18 protein-coding genes, 1 tRNA gene and 1 pseudogene are annotated in these 17,080 nt (G+C 46.5%); 17 read left to right on the plus strand and 3 right to left on the minus strand.

All coding sequences use genetic code 11. The features are described from left to right. Positions 1-98: 98 nt before the first annotated feature. The 6 genes and pseudogenes from JNUCC21_RS04525 (at position 99) to rpsN (ending at position 5,466) form a co-directional block, all read left to right on the plus strand. A complete protein-coding gene (locus JNUCC21_RS04525) occupies positions 99-1,034 on the plus strand; it encodes an amidohydrolase family protein (RefSeq protein ID WP_072588926.1) in 936 nt (311 codons plus the stop codon). Between the two features lie 222 nt (positions 1,035-1,256). Continuing rightward, positions 1,257-2,024: an ABC transporter ATP-binding protein gene (locus JNUCC21_RS04530; RefSeq protein ID WP_072588927.1), complete on the plus strand. Its 768-nt coding sequence runs from the start codon at positions 1,257-1,259 to the stop codon at positions 2,022-2,024. A gap of 15 nt (positions 2,025-2,039) precedes the next feature. After that, complete coding sequence (locus JNUCC21_RS04535) at positions 2,040-3,029, plus strand: aliphatic sulfonate ABC transporter substrate-binding protein (RefSeq protein ID WP_369878603.1); 990 nt, start codon at positions 2,040-2,042, stop codon at positions 3,027-3,029. Further along, positions 3,029-3,862 carry an ABC transporter permease gene (locus JNUCC21_RS04540; RefSeq protein ID WP_052827200.1) on the plus strand — a complete coding sequence of 278 codons (834 nt, stop codon included), beginning with the start codon at positions 3,029-3,031 and terminating at the stop codon, positions 3,860-3,862. Before JNUCC21_RS04535 ends, JNUCC21_RS04540 begins: the two co-directional genes overlap by 1 nt. Before the next feature lie 24 nt (positions 3,863-3,886). Beyond that, positions 3,887-5,023, plus strand: a complete 1,137-nt coding sequence (gene ssuD, locus JNUCC21_RS04545) for an FMNH2-dependent alkanesulfonate monooxygenase (RefSeq protein ID WP_072588928.1) — start codon at positions 3,887-3,889, stop codon at positions 5,021-5,023. 174 nt (positions 5,024-5,197) lie between these two features. After that, positions 5,198-5,466, plus strand: a pseudogene (gene rpsN / locus JNUCC21_RS04550) (30S ribosomal protein S14). Between the two features lie 20 nt (positions 5,467-5,486). Here rpsN and JNUCC21_RS04555 read toward each other — a convergent pair. Together JNUCC21_RS04555 and JNUCC21_RS04560 are read right to left on the minus strand one after the other, a co-directional pair. Further along, a complete protein-coding gene (locus JNUCC21_RS04555; RefSeq protein ID WP_012117138.1) occupies positions 5,487-5,954 on the minus strand; it encodes a hypothetical protein in 468 nt (155 codons plus the stop codon). Continuing rightward, the gene (locus JNUCC21_RS04560) at positions 5,951-6,154 is read right to left on the minus strand and encodes a helix-turn-helix transcriptional regulator (protein WP_003155407.1); all 204 of its coding nucleotides are present in this window, start codon (positions 6,152-6,154) and stop codon (positions 5,951-5,953) included. Before JNUCC21_RS04560 ends, JNUCC21_RS04555 begins: the two co-directional genes overlap by 4 nt. 189 nt (positions 6,155-6,343) lie before the next feature. On the opposite strand from JNUCC21_RS04560, the gene JNUCC21_RS04565 reads away from it, so the two are divergent. Continuing rightward, positions 6,344-6,417 (plus strand) — tRNA-Gly (locus tag JNUCC21_RS04565). An 89-nt stretch (positions 6,418-6,506) separates the two neighbouring features. Here JNUCC21_RS04565 and JNUCC21_RS04570 read toward each other — a convergent pair. Beyond that, a complete protein-coding gene (locus tag JNUCC21_RS04570; protein ID WP_039062848.1) occupies positions 6,507-7,130 on the minus strand; it encodes a hypothetical protein in 624 nt (207 codons plus the stop codon). 84 nt (positions 7,131-7,214) lie between these two features. On the opposite strand from JNUCC21_RS04570, the gene queG reads away from it, so the two are divergent. From queG to JNUCC21_RS04620, 10 genes are all read left to right on the plus strand, one after another. Continuing rightward, positions 7,215-8,375 (plus strand): tRNA epoxyqueuosine(34) reductase QueG, encoded by a 1,161-nt coding sequence (gene queG / locus JNUCC21_RS04575; RefSeq protein WP_039062847.1) that lies wholly within the window; start codon positions 7,215-7,217, stop codon positions 8,373-8,375. 76 nt (positions 8,376-8,451) lie between these two features. Next, entirely contained in the window at positions 8,452-9,363 is a 912-nt protein-coding gene (locus tag JNUCC21_RS04580; protein WP_039062846.1) for an amidase domain-containing protein, read from the plus strand. 36 nt (positions 9,364-9,399) lie between these two features. Next, entirely contained in the window at positions 9,400-9,882 is a 483-nt protein-coding gene (gene trmL, locus JNUCC21_RS04585) for a tRNA (uridine(34)/cytosine(34)/5-carboxymethylaminomethyluridine(34)-2'-O)-methyltransferase TrmL (RefSeq protein ID WP_007610253.1), read from the plus strand. A gap of 134 nt (positions 9,883-10,016) precedes the next feature. Then, entirely contained in the window at positions 10,017-10,649 is a 633-nt protein-coding gene (locus JNUCC21_RS04590) for a YhbD family protein (protein ID WP_015417094.1), read from the plus strand. Beyond that, positions 10,640-11,350 carry a polymer-forming cytoskeletal protein gene (locus JNUCC21_RS04595; protein ID WP_150941086.1) on the plus strand — a complete coding sequence of 237 codons (711 nt, stop codon included), beginning with the start codon at positions 10,640-10,642 and terminating at the stop codon, positions 11,348-11,350. Before JNUCC21_RS04590 ends, JNUCC21_RS04595 begins: the two co-directional genes overlap by 10 nt. Positions 11,351-11,361: 11 nt before the next feature. Beyond that, positions 11,362-12,072 carry a hypothetical protein gene (locus JNUCC21_RS04600; protein WP_060562068.1) on the plus strand — a complete coding sequence of 237 codons (711 nt, stop codon included), beginning with the start codon at positions 11,362-11,364 and terminating at the stop codon, positions 12,070-12,072. A gap of 358 nt (positions 12,073-12,430) precedes the next feature. Further along, complete coding sequence (gene prkA, locus JNUCC21_RS04605; RefSeq protein ID WP_003155391.1) at positions 12,431-14,326, plus strand: serine/threonine protein kinase PrkA; 1,896 nt, start codon at positions 12,431-12,433, stop codon at positions 14,324-14,326. 190 nt (positions 14,327-14,516) lie between these two features. After that, complete coding sequence (gene yhbH, locus JNUCC21_RS04610; RefSeq protein WP_007408433.1) at positions 14,517-15,701, plus strand: sporulation protein YhbH; 1,185 nt, start codon at positions 14,517-14,519, stop codon at positions 15,699-15,701. Positions 15,702-15,881: 180 nt separating this feature from the next. Then, positions 15,882-16,346 (plus strand): MarR family transcriptional regulator, encoded by a 465-nt coding sequence (locus JNUCC21_RS04615; RefSeq protein ID WP_003155389.1) that lies wholly within the window; start codon positions 15,882-15,884, stop codon positions 16,344-16,346. Positions 16,347-16,382: 36 nt separating this feature from the next. Continuing rightward, positions 16,383-17,048: an HlyD family secretion protein gene (locus JNUCC21_RS04620; protein WP_007610259.1), complete on the plus strand. Its 666-nt coding sequence runs from the start codon at positions 16,383-16,385 to the stop codon at positions 17,046-17,048. Positions 17,049-17,080 lie beyond the last annotated feature (32 nt).

Raw genomic sequence — 17,080 nt, forward strand, 5'->3', positions numbered from 1 at the left:
AAAAAATAGAAACCGCTGACTTGGACACAAGAGGCTCTTATTCTTCACTGGATAAGGGCCTTTTTATATTGTCAGGCGGTAAGGGAGGCGGCGATTGTATGCTTTTCCGGCAGCATTTTAAACCTGTCGATATTCACGGTCATCTGCCGTACAGCCTTTATTTCGGCAAAAACGATAAGACATTTTCCGATTATAACCGGGAGCGGTCAGATAGAATGAATCTGACTTGGGATTTTCCTGATCCGCATGATGTTGAGGGCGATGACGGCGAAATCGCTTTGATGACAAGATGGGAGAATGAATTAGATAAGTACGGCATTGACGTGCTGAATTTTTTAACAGCAGAGAGCAATGACCGGATGGCGGCGTTTATTCAAGCCAATCCCGCGAGATTTACCGGATTTGCATATCATCCTTTGGAGCGGGAGGATGCGTATGAAGAGCTGAAAAGAGCGGTAGAAGAGCTCGGTCTGAAAGGATATAAACTGTTCGGGCCGCTGACAGACATCGATTTTCATGATCCGTCGCTGAAAAAGCTGTGGACGTATCTGGCTGACAAAAGGCTGCCTGTATTAATTCACTTCGGGCTTTTAGGAAGAGCGGGGGGCATTGTCAGCCATCGCAACATCAACCCGCTCTCCATCTATCGCGTCGCGAGAGAGTATGCTGATATACCGTTCATCATTCCGCATTTCGGCGCCGGATATTATCAGGAACTGCTGCAGCTGTGCTGGAGCTGCCCGAATGTGTATATTGACACGTCCGGCTCAAATCAGTGGATGAGGTGGATGCCGTACCCGCTTGATTTGGAAATTCTGTTTCGGAAGACAACTGAATTAATCGGTGCTGAACGGATCATCTTCGGGACGGATTCGAACGGATTTCCGAGAGGATATGTATACAGATATCTTCAGGAGCAGGTGAGGACCTGCCGGGAAATCAATATGCGGGAAGAAGATATAGAGAACATTTTCGGCAACAACGCGCGGACATTATTGAAAATCGCCCGCCAAGAAAAGGAAGTAAATACGTGATACAGCCGATGCGCTCTCTGGCAGGGTTATGCCGGAGGGCGTATTTTAATCCTTATAAAAAACAGTTGACAAGTCGGAATAATTTGAATTAACATGATATTCAAATTTAAAAACAAACGGGTTGCCGATCGGACCGCCGAAGGCTCCCATCTCTGCAAGCAATCGGAGATGGGGGCCTTTTTGTTTTTCGATCGCACGCGGCAGAAAGAGAGGGGAAGACAGATGGCTGTAACCATCAGCATACAAGAAAAAGCTTTTGAGCATGAAGGCCGGAAAACGCCGGTGCTGAATGATATTGAGCTGTCAATTGCATCGGGAGAATTTTTGACTGTCATCGGGCCGAGCGGATGCGGCAAAAGCACGCTTTTAAAATTGATTGCCGGTCTTGATACCGATTATAAAGGCTCTGTCACAATAAACGGCCGCAATGTATCGGGACCGGGCATCCGGCAGGGATTTATCTTTCAGGAGCACCGGCTGTTTCCCTGGCTGACGGTAAAACAAAACATCGCTGCCGATCTCAATATGAACGACCCGGCCGTTCGGAAAAAAGTGGATGATCTGATTGAGGTTGTCAGGCTGCAGGGAGCGGAGAACGCTTATCCGCGCGAATTATCCGGCGGCATGTCGCAGCGGGTTGCCATCGCCAGAGCCCTTTTGCGCGAGCCGGAGGTGCTGCTTTTAGATGAACCGTTCGGGGCGCTTGACGCTTTTACGAGAAAACATTTGCAGGATGTGCTGCTTGATATATGGAGCGGGAAAAAAACGACGATGATTCTGGTCACGCATGATATTGATGAATCCGTCTATTTAGGCGATAAGCTGGCGATCCTCAGCGCAAAGCCCGGCCGGCTGCACAGCCTGATGCCGATTCAGCTTCCGCATCCGCGCAATCGGACCTCAGCGGATTTTCAGGCCGTCCGGCAGAAGGTGCTTTCTGAGTTTGAGAAAACGGAAGACCTCCGGTTTGCGGATGGGTCCGGGATATAGAAGGGACGAAGTGAAGTGAAAAAAATCATCATTCTTTTAGCCGCAGCAGTCATGATGTCAGCCGGATGCAGTGCAGACAGGACAGGAGGGAGCGGGAAAACGGTGAAAGAAATCCGGATCGGCATCCAGCAGAGTTTAAGCCCGCTTCTCATTGCCAAGGAAAAAGGCTGGTTTGAAGAGGCCTTCAAAAAAGACGGAATAAAAGTAAAATGGGTCGAATTCCAAAGCGGTCCTCCGCAGTTTGAAGGTCTTGCCGCCGATAAGCTTGATTTTTCCCAGGTCGGCAATTCACCGGTCATTTCCGGTCAGGCGGCTGGAATTGATTTTAAAGAGATCGGGCTGTCTCAGGACGGGTTAAAGGAAAATGGCATTCTCGTAAACAAGGGCAGCGGGATTCAGAGCCTGAAAGAATTGAAAGGTAAAAAAATCGCTGTAGCCAAAGGCAGCAGCGGCTTTGATTTTCTCTATAAAGCTTTAGATAAAGCGGGGCTTTCCGCCGATGACGTCACCATCATCCAGCTTCAGCCTGATGAGGCGGTTTCCGCTTTTGAAAACAAATCAGTTGACGCATGGTCCATTTGGGAGCCGTATTTGTCAATTGAAACGCTGCAGCACGGGGCGGAAATATTGGCGAACGGAGAAAGCACAGATTTATATTCTCCCGGTTTCACGTTAGTCAGAACGGGATTTTCCAAAGAACACCCGGATGAGGTTGTCCGATTTCTGAAAGTGTTCAATAAAGCAGTTGCATGGCAAAAGGAACACAAAGATGAAGCTGTCTCTTTATATGCGAAAATCAAACATCTTGATCCGAAAGTCGTCAGAAACGTGCTTAACAATACTGAGCCTCTCAATGAACCGATCAATGATGATATTGTCAAAGCCCAGCAGGAAACCGCTGATTTTCAATATCAAACAAAAGCGATTCATAAGAAAATTCATGTAAAAGACGTTGTCGACAATTCATTTATTAAAAAAGCGCTTGAAACGGGGGATGGCAAGTAATGAAAGCAGAAGCATCAACGGCTGCCGGCGCAATAAGCCAATCAGAAAAGAAAGCTCTGGCAACTTCCCGGAAGTATTCATACCAATGGATGAAAGGGGTTGTACTCCCGGCTGCGGTCATCGCAGTATGGCAGGTTATCGCAAGTCTGGGCATCGTCTCGACAACGGTGCTCCCGTCACCTGTCGTCATCTTGCAGACGTTTCAGGAACTTCTTCTTTCAGGTGAACTGTGGGGTCATTTAGAGATCAGTTTATACAGGGCGGCTGCCGGATTTCTGCTTGGCGCGGGCCTCGGACTTGTTTTCGGGCTGCTGGTCGGTTTCTCAAAGCGGACGGAAGCATATCTAGATCCGTCTCTGCAAATGCTCAGAACGGTTCCGCACTTGGCCGTGACTCCTCTGTTTATTTTGTGGTTCGGGTTTGATGAGACATCAAAAATTCTGCTGATCGCATTAGGGGCATTTTTCCCAGTGTACATTAATACGTTTCTCGGAATCCGCAGTGTGGACGCGAAGCTGTTTGACGTCGCGCGGGTGCTGGAATTTAACTGGTATCAGCAGATGACGAAATTAATTCTTCCGGCATCTCTGCCGAATATCCTTCTCGGCATCAGGCTCTCTCTAGGCATTGCGTGGCTCGGTCTCGTGGTGGCGGAACTGATGGGATCGAGCGAGGGCGTCGGTTATATGATTATGGATGCCAGACAATTTTCACAGACAAATAAGGTGTTTGTCGGCATTATCATTTTTGCGGCTGTCGGCAAGCTGACAGATGCATTGGTCAGAATGCTCGAACGGAAACTATTAAAATGGCGGAACAGTTATGAAGGGTAACCTATTAAAAAAGGAGAGATTCATATGGAGATTCTTTGGTTTATTCCGACGCATGGTGACGGCCGGTATTTAGGGACGCAAACGGGAGGGAGAACGGCGGATCATCTTTATTTTAAGCAAGTGGCACAGGCGGCGGACAGACTCGGGTATACGGGGGTTCTGCTGCCGACGGGGAGATCATGTGAAGACCCGTGGCTGACGGCTGCCGCTTTAGCGGGGGAAACGAGTGACTTGAAATTTTTAGTGGCGGTCCGTCCGGGACTGATGCAGCCGTCTGTCGCCGCGAGAATGGCGTCGACAATGGATCGGCTGTCAGACGGCCGTTTGCTCGTAAATGTCGTAGCGGGCGGAGATCCTTATGAACTGGCGGGAGACGGCATGTTTATCAGCCACGATGAACGTTATAAGGCGACTGAAGAATTTTTAACCGTCTGGCGCGGACTCATGCGGGGCGAAACGGTGACATATGAAGGGGACCATATCAAAGTGGAAAACAGCAATCTGCTGTTTCCGCCAAAGCAGTCTCCGCATCCGCCATTATATTTCGGCGGTTCATCACAGGCGGGAATTGAGGCTGCGGCGAAACATACAGATGTCTATTTAACATGGGGAGAGCCGCCGGAGCAGGTAAAAGAAAAGATTGAAACTGTTAAAAAACAGGCTGCCAAGGAAGGAAGGACGATGCGTTTTGGCATCAGACTTCACGTGATTGTCCGGGAGACTGAGGAAGAGGCATGGGAAGCGGCTGAACGATTAATCAGCCATTTAGACGAAGAGACGATTGCGAAAGCGCAGGCTTCGCTCCGGCGGGCTGATTCTTCGGGACAAAAACGGATGGCCGATCTCCATAACGGTGACCGCTCGAAGCTTGAGATCAGCCCGAATCTCTGGGCCGGCATCGGACTGGTCAGAGGCGGAGCGGGCACGGCGCTTGTCGGTGATCCGCAGACTGTCGCTGCTCGAATTTTAGAGTATCAGGCACTCGGCATTGAGACGTTTATCTTTTCAGGCTACCCGCATCTGGAAGAAGCTTATTATCTGGCTGAACTCGTGTTTCCGCTTCTGCCGTTTCAGAATGAACGGACTAAAAAGCTTGAGCGCAGACTGGGTGAAGCAATGGGCAACGACCATTTTGCAAGAGGAAAGAAAGCGAAAGTCTGATGACGTCGCAAGGCGAATAATTGACGGCGGGCGCTTTCTGCGGATTCATTTCCGGGGAAATGCCGGCAGTGAAGGCGGGTATTCACCCGCCTTTTTAAGCGCTTAGCTTGCACGATACTCATATGGATGATATGATACAAAACGTAATTATTACGATTTGTTAGGAGTGCTGAAATGGCAAAAAAATCAAAAGTGATCAAAGAGCTCAAGCGGCAGAAGCTTGTTGAACAATATGCGGACATCCGAAGAGAATTAAAGGCAAAAGGAGACTGGGAAGCGCTGGGCAAACTGCCGCGTGATTCTGCTCCGGCCAGGCTTCATAACCGCTGTACGGTGACGGGGCGGCCCCGCGGATATATGAGAAAATTTAAATTGTCCAGAATCGCATTCAGGGAGCTGGCGCATAAAGGCCGGATTCCCGGGTGAAAAAAGCGAGCTGGTAATGTAAAAAACTCCGGATCTGTCATGAACCGGAGTTTTTGCCGTGCTTATGAAAAGTGAAAACATAAGCCAAATGCTGAATCATCATCAGAATGAAAATCAAAAGAATCGGAAAAAAGGGTAGATGCGGCTGAATCAGCGGATAAAACAAAAGCAGAACGGCTGCGGCCGGCAATGAGAAGTAAACGGCGATATACGAGGAACGGCAAGCTTTAGCCGTCATCATTCGTTCTCTTTCATCCTGTTCCTCAAATTCATCGGGCACAAGCCTGTGCTTTTTGCCGTTCCGTTTTTTCTTTTCGGCATAGATATACAATGCGGCACAAACGGTAAACAGCAGAAACGGAGTGATATTCAGCTCAAATGAACCGCTCCCCTCCGTTTGGAAAAACTGAGCGATCCGCGGCGCCGCTTCCATAAAGGAAATAAGCGTCCAGCAGGCCAATCCGTAGAGTGCAAGGTGAAAACACGCTTTTCTTTTCAAACTCATTTTTTCTCCTCCTCCAGCCAGAACACTTCCTCCATCGGCAGGGAGAAAGCCCGGCAGATGTTAAGCGCCAATAAAAGTGAAGGCACATAATCTCCTTTTTCAATCGCTGCAATCGTCTGTCTGGTGGCTCCGGCTTCTTTTCCGAGCGTTTCCTGAGAATAGCCGAATCTGGCTCTCAGCTCTTTTACTTTATTTTTCATCATCAGGCGTACCTCAAGTTTTTTCTTTTTTATATTGTATGAGACTCTTAACAAAATGTAAACCCAACTTAACATGTGGACAAAAAAAGAATTTTTTTCGACAAATTTTTTAACATTCCCTTGACGAAAAAAAAATAAACATGTAATATTAGAAACATCAAATCGGTACTGACAAAAAATAATTTTGATGCGGGTGTAGTTTAGTGGTAAAACCTCAGCCTTCCAAGCTGATGTCGTGAGTTCGATTCTCATCACCCGCTCCATACATACGTTATTAACGCAGTGTTTCGTTTCTCTGATAAACGAAGTATTGCGTTTTTTTATGTGAAAAAAGACACGAAGGCGTGTCTTTTTATGAAAGCCAAGAGACGGTATGCGTGCCTCCGTGAATTTGTTCAAACATTTTTGTTAAGGATGATAGCAGCTCATCCGCCGCGTCGGCATGAAATGAAGGCGGGAAAAAGATCAGCTGCAGCATTTTCTTTGTGCCGGGCGTGACAGGGCGTGTATTGATATGTCCGGTGAAGTCGCCGAAAACGCCGTCCGGGCCGGAGAAGGACAGTACGCTTTCTTTTTCTCCGATCGTAATTGAAATTGGTTCATCTATTTCTGAGGAATCATACGCCATGATAGGCAATGAATATTTCAAGGAGAAAAAAAGTATGGTATCATGGGCTGAATTCACACTTTCAATGAATCGTTCCCGGGAAATATCGCCGAGCATAAGCTCCATCGGCGTTTTTTGTCCTGAAAAGGCGGGACTGAGCTGTTCCATTATACGCGCCCACTCTTTTACAAAAGGCTGCTCTTCTATACCGCCGTCAGCATAATCAAAGTAAAGAGATTCTTGAAATAAACGGAGGCGGCCTTTCAGCATTTGCGGAGCAGGCCCGACTTCGATCTGTTCATATAAGACGGCTGCCGCTTTGATCCCCGGCACCCGTTCAGCAATAAGTGGATCTAAACTGATGTTCAAGTGTGTTCACTCCATTTCGGGATGATAAAACTCTATTATACCTGTGCGGGAGCCTGATCACAAAGAAAGGAGGCTGTGCAAAAAATGAATATTCATAAACTGAAAGAGGAATTAATCGAATACGCCAAAAGCATCGGAGTCGACAAAATCGGGTTTACGACGGCTGATACGTTCGACAGTCTGCGGGACCGGCTGATTCTTCAGGAATCACTCGGCTATTTATCCGGGTTTGAAGAGCCGGATATTGAAAAACGGGTTACACCGTCTTTGCTTCTCCCGAAAGCCAAATCAATCGTCGCCATCGCCCTTGCTTATCCTTCCAAAATGAAAGATGCGCCGAGGAGCACGAGGGACGGGCGGCGCGGCATTTTTTGCAGAGCTTCCTGGGGGAAGGATTATCATGACGTGCTGAGGGAAAAGCTTGATCTGCTGGAGAATTTTCTCCAAAGCAAACATGAGGATATCCGCACAAAGTCAATGGTGGATACAGGGGAATTGTCCGACAGGGCCGTGGCTGAACGGGCGGGAATCGGCTTCAGCGCCAAAAACTGCATGATCACCACGCCTGAATACGGCTCTTACGTCTATCTGGCTGAAATGATTACCAATCTGCCCTTTGAACCGGATGTGCCGATTGAAGATATGTGCGGTACGTGCACAAAATGTTTAGATGCGTGTCCGACCGGCGCGCTCGTCAATCCCGGACAGCTTAACGCCCAGCGCTGTATTTCGTTCCTGACCCAGACAAAGGGATTTTTGCCGGATGAATTCCGCACGAAAATCGGAAACCGTCTGTATGGCTGTGACACGTGCCAGACGGTCTGTCCGATTAATAAGGGGAAAGATTTTCATCTTCATCCGCAGATGGAGCCTGATCCGGAAATCGCAAAGCCGCTGTTAAAGCCGCTTTTGACCATAAGCAACCGCGAATTCAAAGAAAAATTCGGACATGTATCGGGATCATGGCGCGGCAAGAAGCCGATACAGCGGAATGCGATTTTAGCTTTGGCTCATTTTAAAGATGCCTCGTCTCTTCCGGAATTAACGGCCTTGATGCACCAAGATCCGCGCCCCGTTATCAGGGGGACGGCCGCCTGGGCCATCGGGAAAATCGGTGATCCTGATTATGCGGGGGAATTAGAAAAAGCGCTTCAAAAGGAGCAGGATGAGGAAGCTATACGGGAATTTGAAAAGGGACTGGAGCTGTTATCGGTTTCTGATAAGACTAAAACCGGCCGGTCCTGACATATGTATAGAGAAAAAGCACTTGGCGTGAGTTCAAGTGTTTTTTCTTTATAAAACAGTATGGTGGGTGGAGCGCTTGAAGCATATTATTGAAGATTTAGCGGAGGCCCGGCTTCATTATTTAATCAACGGAACCGAGATGAGGCACAATGGGCAGGCCGGCGATCTTGAGGTCCTGACGAGAAAAAAAGAGCTGTTTGAAAAACGGAAAGTTGACATCGTGAAAGCGAAGGCAAAAGCCGTCATTGTCAAAAGCAGCCTTGAGGACGACGGCACGTTATGCGTCATGTACACGATTCATTTCGAATATTTGTGCAAGGAGCATGACGGACACCTTTACTTAGAAGAGCAGATTGAGGAACGGACTGCATTTCTCTATGATCAGCTTTTGATTAAAGACCGGGAAGTAAAGAAAAAACCGGCGGGATTTTCTGACGGAAACAGCGTAATTGAATATGAGCGGAGTGAACGGGAAGATTTCGGGCGGGCGTTTCAATACGACCGTCTGGCTGCCGTGCAGTACGCGGAGAAGTTTTGGAATAAACGAAATCCCGCTTATAAAAATTTCAGCGACAACTGCACCAATTTTATTTCCCAATGTTTACATGCCGGAAAAGCACCGATGCGGGGGCATCCGAACAGAGGCTCAGGCTGGTGGATGAAGGCAAGCTCGTGGAGCTACAGCTGGACGGTCGCGCATTCGATGAAGATGTATCTGGCCCAATCCAAGGCAGGGCTTCGCGCGGTGCAAGTATCAAGAGCCGAAGAACTGATGCCCGGAGATATCATTTGCTATGATTTTGAAGGGGACGGCCGTTTTAATCATACGGCGATCGTGGTCGCGAAAGATAAAAGCAATATGCCGCTTGTCAATGCCCAAACGTATGACAGCAGAATGAGATATTGGTCATATGAGGATTCAACGGCGTATACTCCTTCCATCAGATATGCGTTTTTTCATATTACGGATGATACGACAAAAGAGTAATTAATGATATAATGGTGGGCGGAATAAAAAACAGAGGTGAACATCGTGGCATTACATGTCGTTTTATATCAACCCGAAATCCCGGCCAATACGGGAAATATCGCACGTACTTGTGCGGCAACAGACACAACGCTTCATTTAATCCGCCCGCTCGGATTCTCGACCGATGATAAAATGCTGAAGCGCGCCGGACTCGATTATTGGGAGTTCGTCAACGTCGTATATCATGATTCATTGGAAGAGTTATTTGAGGCATATGAGAACGGAAAGTTTTTCTTCATTACAAAATTCGGCCAAAAGCCGCACACATCATTTGATTACTCAAATACGGAGGAAGACTTTTTCTTCGTATTCGGCAGAGAAACGAGCGGACTTCCGAAAGAATTGATCGAAAACAATATGGACCGCTGCCTGCGTCTGCCGATGACCGAGCATGTGAGATCATTAAACCTGTCCAACACGGCCGCGATTCTTGTATATGAAGCGCTGCGCCAGCAAAATTACAGAGATTTGACGTGAAAAAACGCCCGCATCCGGGCGTTTTTTTATTGAATAAAAAAGACGGACAGCAGCTGTTCACAGCATTTTTATATTTCAGGCTTAACAACGTAACAGTGTTATGTTACAATACTTTCATCGAAGGAGCTGGATTCATGGAGGAACAACTGATTTCTAAAAAAGAATTGCTGGAAGAAACATCAATCTCATACGGGCAGCTGTACCGCTGGAAACGGAAAAATTTAATTCCTGAAGAATGGTTTATCCGAAAATCAACATTTACAGGCCAGGAAACATTTTTTCCGAGAGCGGAAATATTAAAACGTATCTCAAAAATACAGAAAATGAAAGAAAATCTGTCTTTGGATGAAATGAGAGAAATGCTGTCTCCGCAAATGACTGATGTCAATATAACGTCTGCGGAGCTGCTTCAAAAGGGACTGATTTCAAAAGCCGCGCTGCAAGTTTATGGCGAAGACGGTGTGACATTCACGTCCCGCGCGCTGCTGTCTTTATATGTGCTTGAAGGGCTTTTGCAATCGGGCAATATCAGCCTTGAGGAAGGAAAATTGGCGGCAGGGGTGCTGAAAACGTATGAGGCTTCCGAACTGAAAGCGAATACGGAGCTTGTCATGCTCCGAAAGCTTGGCGTAACGACGTGCTTCATTGCAGACGCGGAACATATTTTATTTGAACCGACTGTCAAAGTGGTTGAACGGGTGGCGCTTGCTGCGGCATCGGAAGAATTAAAAACGAAATGGATGCAGGAGGACCATCAATGGAAGTAACAGATAAATTAATCATCAACGGTTCAGGAAGTTCAAAAGGAGGCCGTTTTCATACAGTGGAGATCAACGGAAGCGGCACGGTGTCAGGTGATGTGGAGTGCGCGAGCTTTTTGTTTAACGGCAGCGGAAAAACAGACGGACATGTCAAGACGCAAACGCTGACGATCAGCGGTTCGGGGAAAATTTCCGGCAGTGCCGAAGCTGAATCCATCCGTATCAATGGAACGGGTGTCATTAAAGGTGATGTCAAAACGGAGCGGCTGAACGTCGCGGGATTTTCATCTTTCGGCGGTGTGAAAGCTGATGATATTTTCATATCCGGGAAAGCCGCGATTGAAGGCGATTGCGAGACAGAGACGTTCCGTTCGGAAGGCAAATGCAAGATCGGCGGCCTGCTGAATGCCGATGAAGTCAGTATTAAGCTGGCGGCGGGAGAAAGCCATGTGAAAGAGATCGGCTGCCGCCATTTGAAAGTGATGAGCAGAAAGAGCGTGCTTACGCGTTTTAAGCTGATGCCGGCCCCGGTGCTGACAGCGGAGCTGATTGAAGGTGACATCATTGAATTGGCGGACACGAACGTGAAGACAGTCCGCGGAAATCATGTACGGATCGGCCCAGGCTGCACCATTGGGACTGTGGAATACAGCGGCGATTTTACATGTGATCCTTCCGCTTTGGTTAACAAAGTCGTGAAACGATAGGAGGAACTGCGATGGAAACGACAAAAAAATTGAGTCATTTAAAAATGTACGGAGCCGGACACGCCTCCGGCGGCTCCTACCAAAATGTAAGCATTAAAGGGGAAGGAACTGTCGGCGAAGGACTTCAAAGCGAACGCTGCCGAATATTCGGTACGGGACTTTTTCTCGGAGATGCCGAGATCAACAGGCTGAAAATTTTCGGAGAGCATGAAGTTGCAGGAGATTTATCAGCACGTTCAGCAAATGTGATGGGCACATTGAAAGTCGGCGGCTCCATGCGTTTCGCCACGATGAGGCTGAAAGGACTTGCTGAAATTGGCGGCGGGGCCGCGGGAGAGCGGTGTCATATAAAAGGCAGTCTCACCGTCGGCGGCGATTGCGAGACGGAGCTGCTTCATGTAACAGGATGTATCAATGTGGCGGGATTGTTAAACGCAGGGGACGTAAACATCCATTTGCGTTATGACCGAAGCCGCGTGAAAGAAATCGGCGGCACATCGATCACCGTCAGACGGAAACCCGGTTTTCTTAAACGGAAAGCCGGCACGCTTTCTGCTGAATTGATCGAAGGAGACGCAATTTACCTCGAATACACGGAAGCGGACATCGTCAGAGGAAAGCATGTGGAAATCGGCCCGGGCTGCAAAATCGGAAAAATCGAGTATCAAACAAGCTGCAAATCTCATGAAAAATCAACTGTCCAAGAACATATTCAAATATGAAACATTGTTATGTTGTATAGGAAAGGGTGCTCTTTATAAAGAGCACCCTTTTGCCGTTATTTGTTTTCAGGTTTGCTGTCGTAACCCGCCGTAAAAATGGATACTAAAAAAGTGAGAATGACCCCAAGTAAAATGATCGTTTTCATCATTTCTCCTCCTCTTTGCTTTTCCATTTGATGTCCGAGTCTGGATGAAACTGTATTTCTTTCATTATGAACGGTGCACCGGACCCTTGTCAATGACGGCCTTATAACGTCTTTATTTTTAAGAAACGAAAAGCATGTATTATCACGTCACCGCATAGATTGTAACAAAGTACCTTATTTCTAGTGCATTAACCATGATAGAGGAGGTTCTTATGGATATATTAAAGAAAATTGAAAAGTACAGAGAGGAAGAGCAGCGTCTCAAATGGGAAGGGACGTTCGCTGATTATTTGGAGATCATAAAAGAAAATCCATTGGTCGCGCAGTCTGCTCATTCTCGCGTTTTTAATATGATAAAAGACAGCGGAATCGAGGAGGATGACGGTAAAAAGACATACAGCTTTTTCTCGCGGGAGCTGTTCGGCCTTGAGGAATCTCTGGAACGGCTCGTGGAGGAATACTTTCACCCGGCTGCCAAGCGGCTCGATGTAAGAAAACGGATTTTACTATTGATGGGACCCGTCAGCGGCGGAAAGTCAACTCTTGTCACCATGCTGAAAAAAGGGCTTGAAGCCTACTCATTGACAGACAACGGCGCTGTTTACGCCATTAAAGGCTGCCCGATGCATGAAGATCCTCTCCATCTCATTCCCCATCATCTGCGCGACGACTTCTACAGAGAATACGGCATCAGAATTGAGGGCAGCCTTTCTCCGCTTAATGTCATGCGGCTTGAAGAAGAATACGGCGGCAGAATTGAGGATGTAAAGGTTGAACGTATATTCTTCTCGGAGGATAAACGTACCGGAATCGGGACCTTCAGCCCGTCTGACCCGAAATCACAGGATATCGCCGACTTGACGGGGAGTATTGATTTTTCAACAATTGCCGAATACGGCTCAGAATCAGATCCGCGCGCTTATCGGTTTGACGGTGAATTAAATAAAGCGAACCGCGGAATGATGGAGTTTCAGGAAATGCTGAAATGCGATGAAAAATTTCTGTGGCACCTTCTGTCACTCACGCAGGAAGGGAATTTCAAAGCCGGACGGTTTGCGCTCATCTCCGCCGACGAATTGGTTGTTGCGCATACGAACGAAACGGAGTACCGCTCGTTTATTGCCAATAAGAAAAATGAAGCCCTTCACTCCAGGATCATCGTGATGCCTGTTCCTTATAATTTAAAGGTGTCAGAGGAAGAACGGATTTATGAAAAAATGATTTCTGAAAGTGATGTTTCTGACGTACACATCGCCCCCCATACATTAAAAGTGGCCGCGATGTTTTCTATTTTGACCAGGCTGAAGGAACCGAACCGCTCTGATATTGATCTCGTCAAAAAAATGAGGCTCTATGACGGAGAAAGCGTTGAAGGTTACAATTCCGTTGATCTGGAGGATATGAAGAAGGAATTCCATGATGAAGGAATGAGCGGAATTGACCCGCGCTATGTCATCAACCGCATTTCCTCAACAATTATCAGAAAAAATATGGAATCGATCAATTCACTTGATGTGCTGCGTTCCTTAAAAGAAGGACTTGACCAGCATCCGTCCATTTCCGCCGAGGACAAAGAGCGGTATATGAATTTTATTTCCGCCGCCAGGAAAGAGTACGATGACATCGCTAAAAAAGAAGTGCAGAAGGCGTTCGTCTATTCATATGAAGAATCCGCGAAAACTCTCATGGACAATTATTTAGATAATGTGGAAGCGTACTGCAATAAAAATAAGCTCCGCGATCCGCTGACGGGTGAAGAAATGAATCCTGACGAAAAACTGATGAGATCCATTGAAGAGCAGATCGGCATTTCAGAAAACGCGAAAAAAGCGTTCCGCGAAGAAATTTTAATCCGCATATCCGCCTATGCAAGAAAAGGAAAACGCTTTGACTATAATTCGCACGAAAGGCTCCGCGAAGCGATTCAGAAAAAGCTGTTCGCAGACTTAAAAGATGTAGTGAAAATTACGACCTCCACCAAAACGCCGGATGAGCAGCAGCTTAAAAAGGTCAATGAGGTAGTGGCAAGGTTAATAGATGAACACGGCTATAATTCGACTAGCGCTAATGAACTGCTGAAATATGTCGGAAGCTTGTTAAACCGCTGATGTTTGATTTCATTGAGAGGCCCGTCTGTAAAAGGACGGGTTCTTTTGTCTGTTTTTCGCAATTGTTTGTCAATTGGAGAGTCCGGCCGGCATAATATAAAAATAAATCTTTTCGCCGGACTTGTTTCATAAACAGGACCAAGCCGGCATACACATGTAAAACGACCATAACGGTTAAGGAGGGGAATTCATGTCCCGTAATGACAGCGGAAATTTTTTGATTTCAGAGGAAGACTGGTCCCTCCATCGCAAAGGCTTTGACGACCAGCAGCGCCACCAAAAGAAAGTACAGGAAGCGATAAAAAACAACCTTCCGGATCTTGTTACTGAGGAAAGCATTATTATGTCCAACGGAAAAGATGTCGTGAAAATCCCGATTCGTTCGCTTGATGAATATAAAATCCGTTATAACTATGATAAAAATAAACATGTCGGCCAAGGCGACGGCGACAGCGAAGTCGGAGATGTCGTCGCAAGAGACGGCGCAGATAAAAAGCAGGGGGCCGGAAAAGGCCAGGGAGCCGGCGATCAGGCAGGCGAGGATTATTATGAAGCGGAAGTTTCATTGATGGATCTGGAAGAAGCGCTGTTTCAGGAATTAGAACTGCCGAATCTGCAGCAAAAGGAAAGGGACAATATCGTCCATACCGATATCGAGTTCAATGATATCCGGAAAACCGGGCTGACAGGGAATATCGATAAGAAAAGGACGATGCTGTCGGCCTATAAACGAAACGCCATGACAGGCAAGCCGTCGTTTTACCCTATTTATCCGGAAGATCTGAAATACAAAACATGGAATGATGTGACGAAGCCGGAATCGAAAGCTGTCGTTTTAGCGATGATGGATACAAGCGGTTCGATGGGCGTATGGGAAAAGTATATGGCGAGGAGCTTCTTTTTTTGGATGACACGATTTTTACGGACAAAGTATGAAACGGTTGATATCGAATTTATCGCCCACCATACGGAAGCGAAGGTCGTGTCGGAAGAAGATTTTTTCTCGAAAGGGGAGAGCGGGGGCACCATCTGTTCCTCCGTTTACCGGAAGTCTCTTGAATTAATTGATGAAAAATATGACCCCGCCCGCTACAATATCTATCCCTTTCATTTTTCAGACGGAGATAACCTGACTTCGGATAACGCCCGGTGCGTAAAGCTCGTCAATGACATCATGAAAAAATCGAATCTGTTCTGTTACGGTGAGGTCAATCAATATAACAGGCATTCCACCCTCATGTCCGCCTATAAAAATGTCAAAGATGATAAATTTAAATACTACATCCTGAAACAGAAATCAGACGTATTTCAAGCGCTGAAAAGCTTTTTTAAAAATGAGGAAGCCGGTGTAAGCAAAGCATCGTATGAAATATAAAGCCGAGTGAAGAATCGTGCGGCCGCGGTTCTTCACCCGGCTTTTTTAAATTAAAAATAAAGAGAAAAAACGGCATAAAAAAAATCCTTAAAAAATGAAACTTTTCTCTTTACAAACCTTCTTTCATTTATTAATATTTTATCTTGTGAACTATTATTAAGGGAATGAGGTGAAAATACGGTGATTGAATCAGAGCTCGCTTTGCTCAGTTTTGAACAACTGTTTGATACTTCCAGATCGATTTACAAAAAGCAGAAAATGATTCTGGAGACAGTTCTTGAACCTTTTGATATTACAGTGCTGCAGTATCTGCTGATGTTCAAAATACATAAGAGCAAAAGCACGCAGCTTTCAAGGCTGGCTTTGTCGCTTGATCTGAAACCGGCGTCTGTCACGAGAATGACCGATATTCTGTATAAGCGCCGCCTAATGGTTCGGAGCGACTATCACGACGACCGGCGTGTTGTTATGATTCAGTTAACCGAAGAGGGGGAAGAACTTCTAAAGAAAGCTGCTGTTCAATATGCCGAAAAAGCGGCGGTCTTATACCGGCAGCTCAATACCGCTGAACTGCAGTACCTGCGCAAGCTTGCGGAAAGTTTAACGAAGCTTGCAAACGGCTGTGCAGTGAAAAACGGAAAATAAAAAAATCCCCACATATTTTTATCATCATTCCACAAAATGATAGAGGAAGAAACGAAAGGAGAAAACAAAATGAACAGAGGACGTTTAATTCTGACCAACATTATCGGTTTGATTGTTGTTCTTGCAATTATAGGCGGAGGTGCTTACTACTATTATCAAAGCACACACTATGTAAAAACCGATGAAGCAAAAGTTGCCGGCGACATGGCTGCTATCACAGCTCCTGCTGCGGGTAAAGTAACTGACTGGAACCTTGATGAGGGGAAAGAAGTAAGCAAAAACGACGTTGTTGCAAAAATCAAAGGACAGCAAAATGCTGACGTAAAAGCCATCATGGATGGAACAATCGTGAAAAACGAAGTGAAAAACGGCCAAATGGTGCAAGCCGGTACGACAATTGCCCAGGAAATTGACATGAAACACCTTTACATCACTGCAAACATTAAAGAAACAGATATTAGAGACATTGAAGTAGGAAACAAAGTAGACGTAATTGTTGACGGCGACCCTAATACAACATTTGACGGAACAGTAGAAGAAATCGGTTATGCGACAAATTCAACATTTGATATGCTGCCTTCTTCAAACTCAAGCGGCAACTACACAAAAGTAACGCAAAAAGTTCCTGTTAAAATTTCACTCAGCAACCCATCTGACAAGGTGCTTCCTGGTATGAACGCATCTGTAAAAATCTCTGAATAATACAGATCAGTCATCAAACCATGAAGGGAGGT

The organism is Bacillus sp. JNUCC-21, assembly GCF_041222765.1.
GTDB classification, from domain to species: domain Bacteria; phylum Bacillota; class Bacilli; order Bacillales; family Bacillaceae; genus Bacillus; species Bacillus velezensis.

What these genes read in the sequence shown, in the direction of transcription:
- JNUCC21_RS04595 (WP_150941086.1), top strand. Translation starts at nt 10,640, where the DNA reads ATGGAAGTAACAGATAAATTAATCATCAACGGTTCAGGAAGTTCAAAA.
- yhbH (WP_007408433.1), top strand. Translation starts at nt 14,517, where the DNA reads ATGTCCCGTAATGACAGCGGAAATTTTTTGATTTCAGAGGAAGACTGG.
- JNUCC21_RS04540 (WP_052827200.1), top strand. Translation starts at nt 3,029, where the DNA reads ATGAAAGCAGAAGCATCAACGGCTGCCGGCGCAATAAGCCAATCAGAA.
- prkA (WP_003155391.1), top strand. Translation starts at nt 12,431, where the DNA reads ATGGATATATTAAAGAAAATTGAAAAGTACAGAGAGGAAGAGCAGCGT.
- JNUCC21_RS04560 (WP_003155407.1), bottom strand. Translation starts at nt 6,154, where the DNA reads ATGAAAAATAAAGTAAAAGAGCTGAGAGCCAGATTCGGCTATTCTCAG.
- ssuD (WP_072588928.1), top strand. Translation starts at nt 3,887, where the DNA reads ATGGAGATTCTTTGGTTTATTCCGACGCATGGTGACGGCCGGTATTTA.
- JNUCC21_RS04555 (WP_012117138.1), bottom strand. Translation starts at nt 5,954, where the DNA reads ATGAGTTTGAAAAGAAAAGCGTGTTTTCACCTTGCACTCTACGGATTG.
- JNUCC21_RS04525 (WP_072588926.1), top strand. Translation starts at nt 99, where the DNA reads ATGCTTTTCCGGCAGCATTTTAAACCTGTCGATATTCACGGTCATCTG.
- JNUCC21_RS04530 (WP_072588927.1), top strand. Translation starts at nt 1,257, where the DNA reads ATGGCTGTAACCATCAGCATACAAGAAAAAGCTTTTGAGCATGAAGGC.
- JNUCC21_RS04590 (WP_015417094.1), top strand. Translation starts at nt 10,017, where the DNA reads ATGGAGGAACAACTGATTTCTAAAAAAGAATTGCTGGAAGAAACATCA.
- JNUCC21_RS04600 (WP_060562068.1), top strand. Translation starts at nt 11,362, where the DNA reads ATGGAAACGACAAAAAAATTGAGTCATTTAAAAATGTACGGAGCCGGA.
- JNUCC21_RS04620 (WP_007610259.1), top strand. Translation starts at nt 16,383, where the DNA reads ATGATAGAGGAAGAAACGAAAGGAGAAAACAAAATGAACAGAGGACGT.
- queG (WP_039062847.1), top strand. Translation starts at nt 7,215, where the DNA reads ATGAATATTCATAAACTGAAAGAGGAATTAATCGAATACGCCAAAAGC.